The organism is Streptomyces sp. NPDC001351 (assembly GCF_042896045.1).
Taxonomy (GTDB): Bacteria; Actinomycetota; Actinomycetes; order Streptomycetales; family Streptomycetaceae; genus Streptomyces.
This window is the reverse complement of record NZ_JBIAWS010000012.1, coordinates 264,690-271,443: the sequence shown is the minus strand read 5'-3', so window position 1 is coordinate 271,443 and position 6,754 is coordinate 264,690. Positions and strand designations below refer to the sequence as shown.

Sequence of the window (6,754 nt, the reverse complement as noted above, 5' to 3'; positions counted from 1 at the left end):
CGTGGCATCGTCGTCCTCGCCTCCGGGATCCGCGCCGGCCAGCGCCAGGTCCTCGACTCGGTCGGCGCGCTGGAGCCGCTACGGCACGAGGGGCGGGAGTACGCCACCACCCCCGAGGCGATCCGCGCCGCCCGCGAGCATCTGGAGGCGGCCGGAGTCCTGCCCGTCGTCCGCGCGGAGGCGTGAGTGACGTCCAGAGGGCTCGAGGCCTTGCCCTACCGGCACGTGCTCACCCTGCCCACCGAACCCTCGGCCGTACGGTTGGCCCGTGAGACGGCCGAACAGGCGCTGGTCGAGTGGGGCATCGGTGTGCGGCACCCGGCGGTGGACCCGGCCCTGCTGATCCTTGCCGAGCTGGTCACCAACAGCGTCCGGCACGCCGCCGTTCTCTCCCCGACGGTGACCGTGATCTATGCGGCGGGTCCGGACTGCCTGGCCTTCGCCGTCCACGACCGCCATCCCTACCAGCCGGCGCTGTACGCCACGGACACCGTCACCGGCGCCGGCGGCCTGGCCATCGTCAGGGAGCTCGTTCTGGCCCTGGGCGGCACCGCAGTGGTCCGGGCTGATGCGGACGGCGGTGGCAAGAGCATCTGGATCACGCTTCCCCTCTGAACGGCCTGGGCGATCACCGGGCGCCCGCCGCCTCGCCGAGGCGGGCCGCGGCCTGGGGCCGGCCACCATTCCCGCCGACGGGTCGCTCGTCCCCGCCGGGGACTGCCCGCCGATCGCGGTCCATGCCGACCTGGCCGCCGCGCACGCCGCCCGGCGCGGCCCACACGGCGCCGGTGGAGGGGCGCAGCGGGTGGCATCAACGGGCGGCCGACCGGAGACCAGGCAGGCGAGCGACCGCCCCGGATCAGCCCGGCGTGAAGGCGCCGTCGCCGTCCCGGACGGGCACGAGCGTGCAGACGTCGTCCTCGGTGGCGATGGCCACATCGGCGACGAACCCCATGGCGGCCAGCCGGCGGCCGGAGGCGCTGGTGGCGACCGCGTGCACGATGTCGGCGGTGCTTTCGTAGCTCGCCTTCGCGGCGGCGGCTTCCGTGGAGAGCGGGCCCGCCCCCTGGGAGCGCAGCTCGCAGATGAGGGATCCGGCGCCCAGCAGGTCCTCAAGGGCCGGGCGCAGGCTCCCGTCCGGCCACCGCTCACCCGCGGCGATCACTGCGACGGGGTGCTCGGGACTGCCGTAGCCATGGGAGATGAGCCATCTGCTGACCGCGGTGATGTTGCGGAGACAGGCGGCGACCACCTGCACGCCGGGTGGCGTGGCGGCGGAGATGGCTGCGCCGTTGGGCGACGGCAGCACCAGGCGGGCCACGAAGGGGGCGGCCCGCAGATGGGCGGGGGAGAGCGACCACGGGGTTGAAGGAGTGACGGTGGCGCGGTGCGCGGCGAGCCGGGCGTCCCACCGGCGGGCGTACGCCTCCGCGGCCTTGGTGGCGCTGATCTGTTGGGCCTCGGTCGCGGGGCCGCCGGGCCACCCGAAGGGCAGAACGCGGATTCCCTTCTCGACGGCGACACTCACCGTGGTGGAGAACGACAGGACGTCGACCGTGACCAGACAGGCGGCCTCGCCGACGAGGCGGCCGGCTCCCGCGGATCCCCACTCGAAGCGGATCCCGGTGCCGGTCTGCATGTCCCAGTCACCCATCGCACCCTCCCCGGTCGGTCTGCCGTGACGGGACCTGAGTAATTGCTAACATTAGCAATTACTCAGGTCGTCACCGCTGGATTCGGGCGGTTGCCTTCCTCAGATGCGGATTCGGTCTGAGCGGTGTCGCACGCGAGGATGGACCGCATGCTGTCGATGAGTGGGTGGATGCGATGCGCGGAGGTTCGGCCGGCGGGGTCGTGCCGCTGCATGGGGGAGGAGGCGGCCAGGTGAGTACACCGCTGTACCAGCTGAAGGCCGAGTTCTTCAAAACCCTCGGCCACCCGGCCCGCATCCGGGTCCTGGAGCTGCTGAGCGAGCGCGAGCACGCGGTCGCGGAGATGCTGCCCGAGGTCGGCATCGAGCCTGCGCACCTCTCGCAGCAGCTGGCCGTGCTGCGGCGCGCGAACCTGGTCAAGACCCGCAAGGAGGGCTCGACCGTGTACTACTCGCTGACCAGCCCGCACGTCGCCGAGCTGCTCCGGGTGGCCCGTACGATCCTGTCGGGCGTGCTGGCGGGGCAGGCCGAGCTGCTCGCCGACCTGCAGGCCGCACAGGTGGAGGGCAGGCCGCCGTCGTAGCGACCGTCTTCGGCGGCTCGGAGACCGCCTGGAGCGTCAGCACGGACGCCGCAGGCGACGGCAACGGCGCCTTCGAAGTCCACCCGCTGACCGACGCGTACGTCGTCCCCGGCGAGACCGCGCCGACTGCCGGGCAGTGCGCCGCCAAGGCCACCCGCCATCCCACCATCTGGATCCACTTCCGCCGGGTTCCGCCCGGCCGCACCTTCTGCCTGCGCGACAGGACGCGCGGCGACATCGCGGTGCTCACCGTCGTCAGCGCCGACCACGGCAACTACGCGACGACGGACGACCGGCTTCGAACCACCACCCCGCGGGTTGAGATTCACCAGGCGACGCTATCCGCTGATCATGCCGGTGCCCGCTCGGGCGCCCGCTCCAGGCGGACGATCACGCTCTTCGACGTCGGGGTGTTGCTGATGTCCGCGACGCTGTCGAGGGGGACCAGGACGTTGGTCTCCGGGTAGTACGCGGCGGCCGAACCCGGGGGAGTGGAGTAGCCGACGACGCGGAAGGCCTCGGCACGGCGCTCCGAGCCGTCGGTCCAGATGCTGACCAGGTCGACGAGGCTGCCATCGGCCAGGCCGAGGTCGGCGAGGTCGGCCGGGTTGACCAGGACGACGCGGCGGCCGCCCTTGATGCCCCGGTAACGGTCGTCCATCGCGTAGGGGATGGTGTTCCACTGGTCGTGCGAGCGCAGGGTCTGCAGGACCAGGTGGCCCTTGGGCGCCTGGAGCATCGTGAAGTCGTTGACCGTGAAGACGGCCTTGCCGCTGGGGGTGCGGAAGACACGGGAGTTGACCGGGTTGGGCAGGCGGAAGCCGCCGGGGCGCCGTACCCGCTTGTTGAAGTCGTGGAATCCGTCGACGACTTGGGCGATACGGTCGCGGACGCGGCCGTAGTCGGCCTCGAAGTCCTCCCAGGGGATGTCCGGTTCGCCGCCCAGCACCCGGCGGGCGAGACGGCTGATGATGGACACCTCGCTCAGCAGGTGCGGGGACGCGGGGGCGAGCCGGCCGCGGGTGGCGTGGACCTCGCTCATGGAGTCCTCGACCGTCATGAACTGCTCGCCGCCCGCCTGAACGTCCCGGTCGCTGCGGCCGAGCGTCGGAAGGATCAGCGCGGTGCGTCCGCACACCGCGTGCGAACGGTTGAGCTTGGTCGAAATGTGCGCCGTCAGACGGCAGTTGCGCATGGCGCGCTCGGTGGCGTCGCTGTCGGGCGTGGCCCGCACGAAGTTGCCCGCGACGCCGAGGAAGAGCTTGGCCCGGCCGTCCCGCATGGCCCGGATGGAGTCCACGGAGTCCAGTCCGTGCGCGGTCGGCGCGGTGAAGTTGAACTCCTGCCCCAGCCGGTCCAGGAACGCCTGCGGCATCCGCTCCCAGATACCCATCGTGCGGTCGCCCTGGACGTTGCTGTGCCCGCGCACCGGGCACACCCCCGCGCCCGGACGGCCGATGTTGCCGCGCAGCAGAAGGAAGTTGACGACCTCCCGGATGGTGGGCACGCCGTGCTTGTGCTGGGTCAGTCCCATCGCCCAGCAGACGATGACACTGCGGCTGTTCAGCACACGCGCGTGGACCTGCTCGATCTCGTCGCGGGTCAGCCCGGTGGCGTCCAGGACCCCATCCCAGGACGTGGCGCGGATCTGTTCGGCGAAGGCTTCATAGCCGGTGGTGTGCTCGTCGATGAACGCGCGGTCCAGGACGGTGCCCGGCTCCTTGTCCTCCGCCTCCAGCAGCAGCAGGTTCAGCGCCTGGAACAGGGCCAGGTCGCCGCCGGGGCGGATCTGCAGGAACTGGTCGGCGATGTCGGTGCCGCGGCCGATGACGCCGCGCGCCTTCTGCGGATGCTTGAAGCGCAGCAGTCCCGCCTCGGGCAGCGGATTGACGGCGATGACGCTGCCGCCGCGCCGCTTGGTCTCCTCCAGCGCGGACAGCATCCGCGGGTGGTTGGTGCCGGGGTTCTGTCCCACGACGAAGACCAGGTCGGCGTTGTAGAGGTCGTCGAGGCCGACGCTGCCCTTGCCGATGCCCAGGGTCTCGTTCAGCGCCGAACCGCTGGACTCGTGGCACATGTTGGAGCAGTCCGGCAGGTTGTTGGTGCCGAAGGCCCGGGCGAACAGCTGCAGCAGGAAGGCCGGCTCGTTGGCCAGCCGCCCCGAGGTGTAGAACAGCGCCTCGTCCGGGTGGTCCAGGGCGCGCAGTTCCCGGGCCAGCAGGTCCAGCGCCTCGTCCCAGCCGACCGGCTCGTAGTGGGTCGCGCCCTCGCGCAGCACCATCGGCTCGGTCAGCCGGCCCTGCTGGTTGAGCCAGTAGTCCGACTTCCGGCTCAGCTCGTCCACCGAGTACTGCCGGAAGAAGTCCGCGGTCACCCGCCGGGAGGTGGCCTCGTCACTGATGTGCTTGGCGCCGTTCTCGCAGTACTCGTTGCGGTGCCGCTCGCCCGGCGCCGGCTCCGGCCAGGCGCAGCCGGGGCAGTCGAAGCCCTTCGCCTGGTTGATGCCGAGCAGCGTCAGCGCGGTGCGCTTCGGCGAGGTCTGGCCCAGCGCGTACTTGAGCGCGTGCACGACGGCGGGAGCGCCGGTGGCCCAGGTCCTGGGAGCCGAGACCGACAGCTCGCCCTCTTCCGCCCCGTCTTCTTCGAAGTCCCGCATCGCACACCACGCCCTCTCATCCGCACGCCACTCTTGGTCAGCGCGTCGGACCAGGTCAAAGCGGAAGTTCCTATCGCGTGACAGGCGGCACCGATCAGTGCAGCGTGTCCGGGGCCACCGGCGCGCGACGGCCGTGGGCGAGGGATCATGGGAAGGTGCTCCTGCGTCAACTCGAATACCTCGTCGCCCTCTCCCGCGCCCGCCACTTCGCGAAGGCGGCGCAGGCCTGCTACGTCTCCCAGCCGACCCTGTCCGAGGGCATCAGGAAACTGGAGGACGAGCTCGGCATCCCTCTGGTCCAGCGGGGCCGCAGGTTCGACGGCCTGACTCCGGAGGGCGAGCGTGTCGTCCTGTGGGCGCAGCGCATCCTCGCCGACCGGGACGCGATGCAGGGCGAGATCCAGGCACTGCGGGCCGGGCTGACCGGACGGCTGCGCATCGGCACCGTCCCCACCGCCGCGACGGCCGTCGCCCTCCTGACTCAGCCGTTCTGCGCCGCCAACCCGCTGGCGACGGTGCAGGTCTTCGCGGACCTGCAGTCCGTGGACATCGTCAGCCGGCTCCAGACGTACGAACTCGACGCCGCCGTGACCTACCACAGCACCGTCGTCGAACACGGCTTCAAGTTCGTCCCGCTGTACCTGGAGCGCTACGTCCTGCTGCTCCAGCGCTCCGCCCGCGCCTTGGGCCCGGCCGAGATCTCCTGGGAGGAGGCGTCCCAGTACCCGCTGTGCCTGCTGCATCCCGGAATGCAGGGGCGTCAGGTCCTGGAGGCGGCCTTCGAGGCGGCGGGCGTCTCGGTTACCCCGCGCGTGGAGACGGACTCCATCGCCTCGCTGTTCGCGCAGGTCAGAGCCGGGCACTGGGCGAGCGTCGTACCGCACGCCTGGCTGCATGTCTTCGGCGTGCCCGCGGGGATGCAGGCCGTTCCCCTGGTCCGGCCGGTGCGCACGGAGCGCATCGGCCTGGTTCTCCCGGCGCGGGAGCCCGTCTCGGTGATCGGGCAGGCGCTGATTGACGCCGTCGGTCAGGCGGGCGTGGCGGCCGCGCTGGAGCGGCTGCCCGACTAGCCAGGACTGATGAGTTTTCCGGACGGGAGAGATCCCCATGGGCAAGGTCATTACCTCGGCGTCGATGTCCCTGGACGGGTTCATCGCCGGTCCGGCCGAGACGGGTTTCGAGCACCTCTTCGGCTGGTGCCGCAACGGGGACGTCGAGGTGCCGTCCGCAGATCCGCGCTGGTCCTTCCGACTGTCGCCGCCCGGCGCGGAGCACCTGCGGCAACGGATGGCGGCCTTCGGGGCGCTCGTGGTCGGCCGTCGGCTGTTCGACGTCACGCAGGGCTGAGGCGGCAGGCACCCCTTCGGCGCGCCGGTCTACGTCGTCACCCACCGGGCGCCCGCCGACGTCGACCTCGTCCCCGTACTCCTGGGCGCCGGCACCCGCCTCGTCGCGATCAGTCGTGCCTCCGGAGGAGAAACCGGGCAGCGGCTACGGCGCTTTCACCACGTCCGGTGCCGAGTTCCGCGACCTGAGCTGCAGCGGAGCCACCGCGACCCGGCTGGTCACTCTGAGCGTCCTGACCGTCCGCTCCCACGTCCAGCGCGCCCTGAACGAACTTAGCGCCCGAGACCGCGCCCAACTCGTGGTCCTCGCCTACCAGACCGGCCTGGTACGCCCCTCGCCCCGAGTGGCGTGAACACAGGGCCTGCGCCGCACCCATGCCGTTGCCGTCGCGTTCGCTTCACAGGATCCCCACAAAGCCCCATGAGAGCTTTAAGTTTCAAGCGGTACGCTCGTTCGCACTTCGAGTGGCCGAGGAAGCCCCCACATCGCGGCGCTCGCATCCCCCCCACAGGCACA

Annotated in this window: 6 protein-coding genes and 2 pseudogenes; 6 read left to right on the top strand and 2 right to left on the bottom strand. The window is 71.2% G+C overall.

The window, feature by feature from the left end; all coding sequences use genetic code 11:
• Together ACFY1U_RS37290 and ACFY1U_RS37285 are read left to right on the top strand one after the other, a co-directional pair.
• A pseudogene (locus ACFY1U_RS37290) lies at positions 1 to 186 on the top strand (sodium-independent anion transporter); the annotation flags it as partial.
• Positions 187 to 615, top strand: coding sequence for an ATP-binding protein (locus ACFY1U_RS37285; protein WP_390698467.1), 429 nt, complete (start codon positions 187 to 189; stop codon positions 613 to 615).
• A gap of 244 nt (positions 616 to 859) precedes the next feature.
• Here ACFY1U_RS37285 and ACFY1U_RS37280 read toward each other — a convergent pair whose 3' ends face one another.
• Positions 860 to 1,654, bottom strand: coding sequence for a 2-phosphosulfolactate phosphatase (locus ACFY1U_RS37280; RefSeq protein WP_390698466.1), 795 nt, complete (start codon positions 1,652 to 1,654; stop codon positions 860 to 862).
• A gap of 230 nt (positions 1,655 to 1,884) precedes the next feature.
• On the opposite strand from ACFY1U_RS37280, the gene ACFY1U_RS37275 reads away from it, so the two are divergent.
• Entirely contained in the window at positions 1,885 to 2,235 is a 351-nt protein-coding gene (locus ACFY1U_RS37275; protein ID WP_099933171.1) for a metalloregulator ArsR/SmtB family transcription factor, read from the top strand.
• Positions 2,236 to 2,584: 349 nt separating this feature from the next.
• Here the strand turns inward: ACFY1U_RS37275 and ACFY1U_RS37270 are convergent, their stop codons facing one another.
• A complete protein-coding gene (locus ACFY1U_RS37270; protein WP_390698465.1) occupies positions 2,585 to 4,891 on the bottom strand; it encodes an FdhF/YdeP family oxidoreductase in 2,307 nt (768 codons plus the stop codon).
• A gap of 155 nt (positions 4,892 to 5,046) precedes the next feature.
• Between ACFY1U_RS37270 and ACFY1U_RS37265 the strand changes: the two genes are divergently transcribed.
• The 3 genes and pseudogenes from ACFY1U_RS37265 to ACFY1U_RS37255 all read left to right on the top strand — a co-directional run.
• Positions 5,047 to 5,961 (top strand): LysR family transcriptional regulator, encoded by a 915-nt coding sequence (locus tag ACFY1U_RS37265; protein ID WP_390698464.1) that lies wholly within the window; start codon positions 5,047 to 5,049, stop codon positions 5,959 to 5,961.
• Positions 5,962 to 5,998: 37 nt separating this feature from the next.
• Positions 5,999 to 6,238 carry a hypothetical protein gene (locus tag ACFY1U_RS37260; protein ID WP_390698463.1) on the top strand — a complete coding sequence of 80 codons (240 nt, stop codon included), beginning with the start codon at positions 5,999 to 6,001 and terminating at the stop codon, positions 6,236 to 6,238.
• A 223-nt stretch (positions 6,239 to 6,461) separates the two neighbouring features.
• Positions 6,462 to 6,590, top strand: a pseudogene (locus tag ACFY1U_RS37255) (DNA-binding response regulator); the annotation flags it as partial.
• Positions 6,591 to 6,754 lie beyond the last annotated feature (164 nt).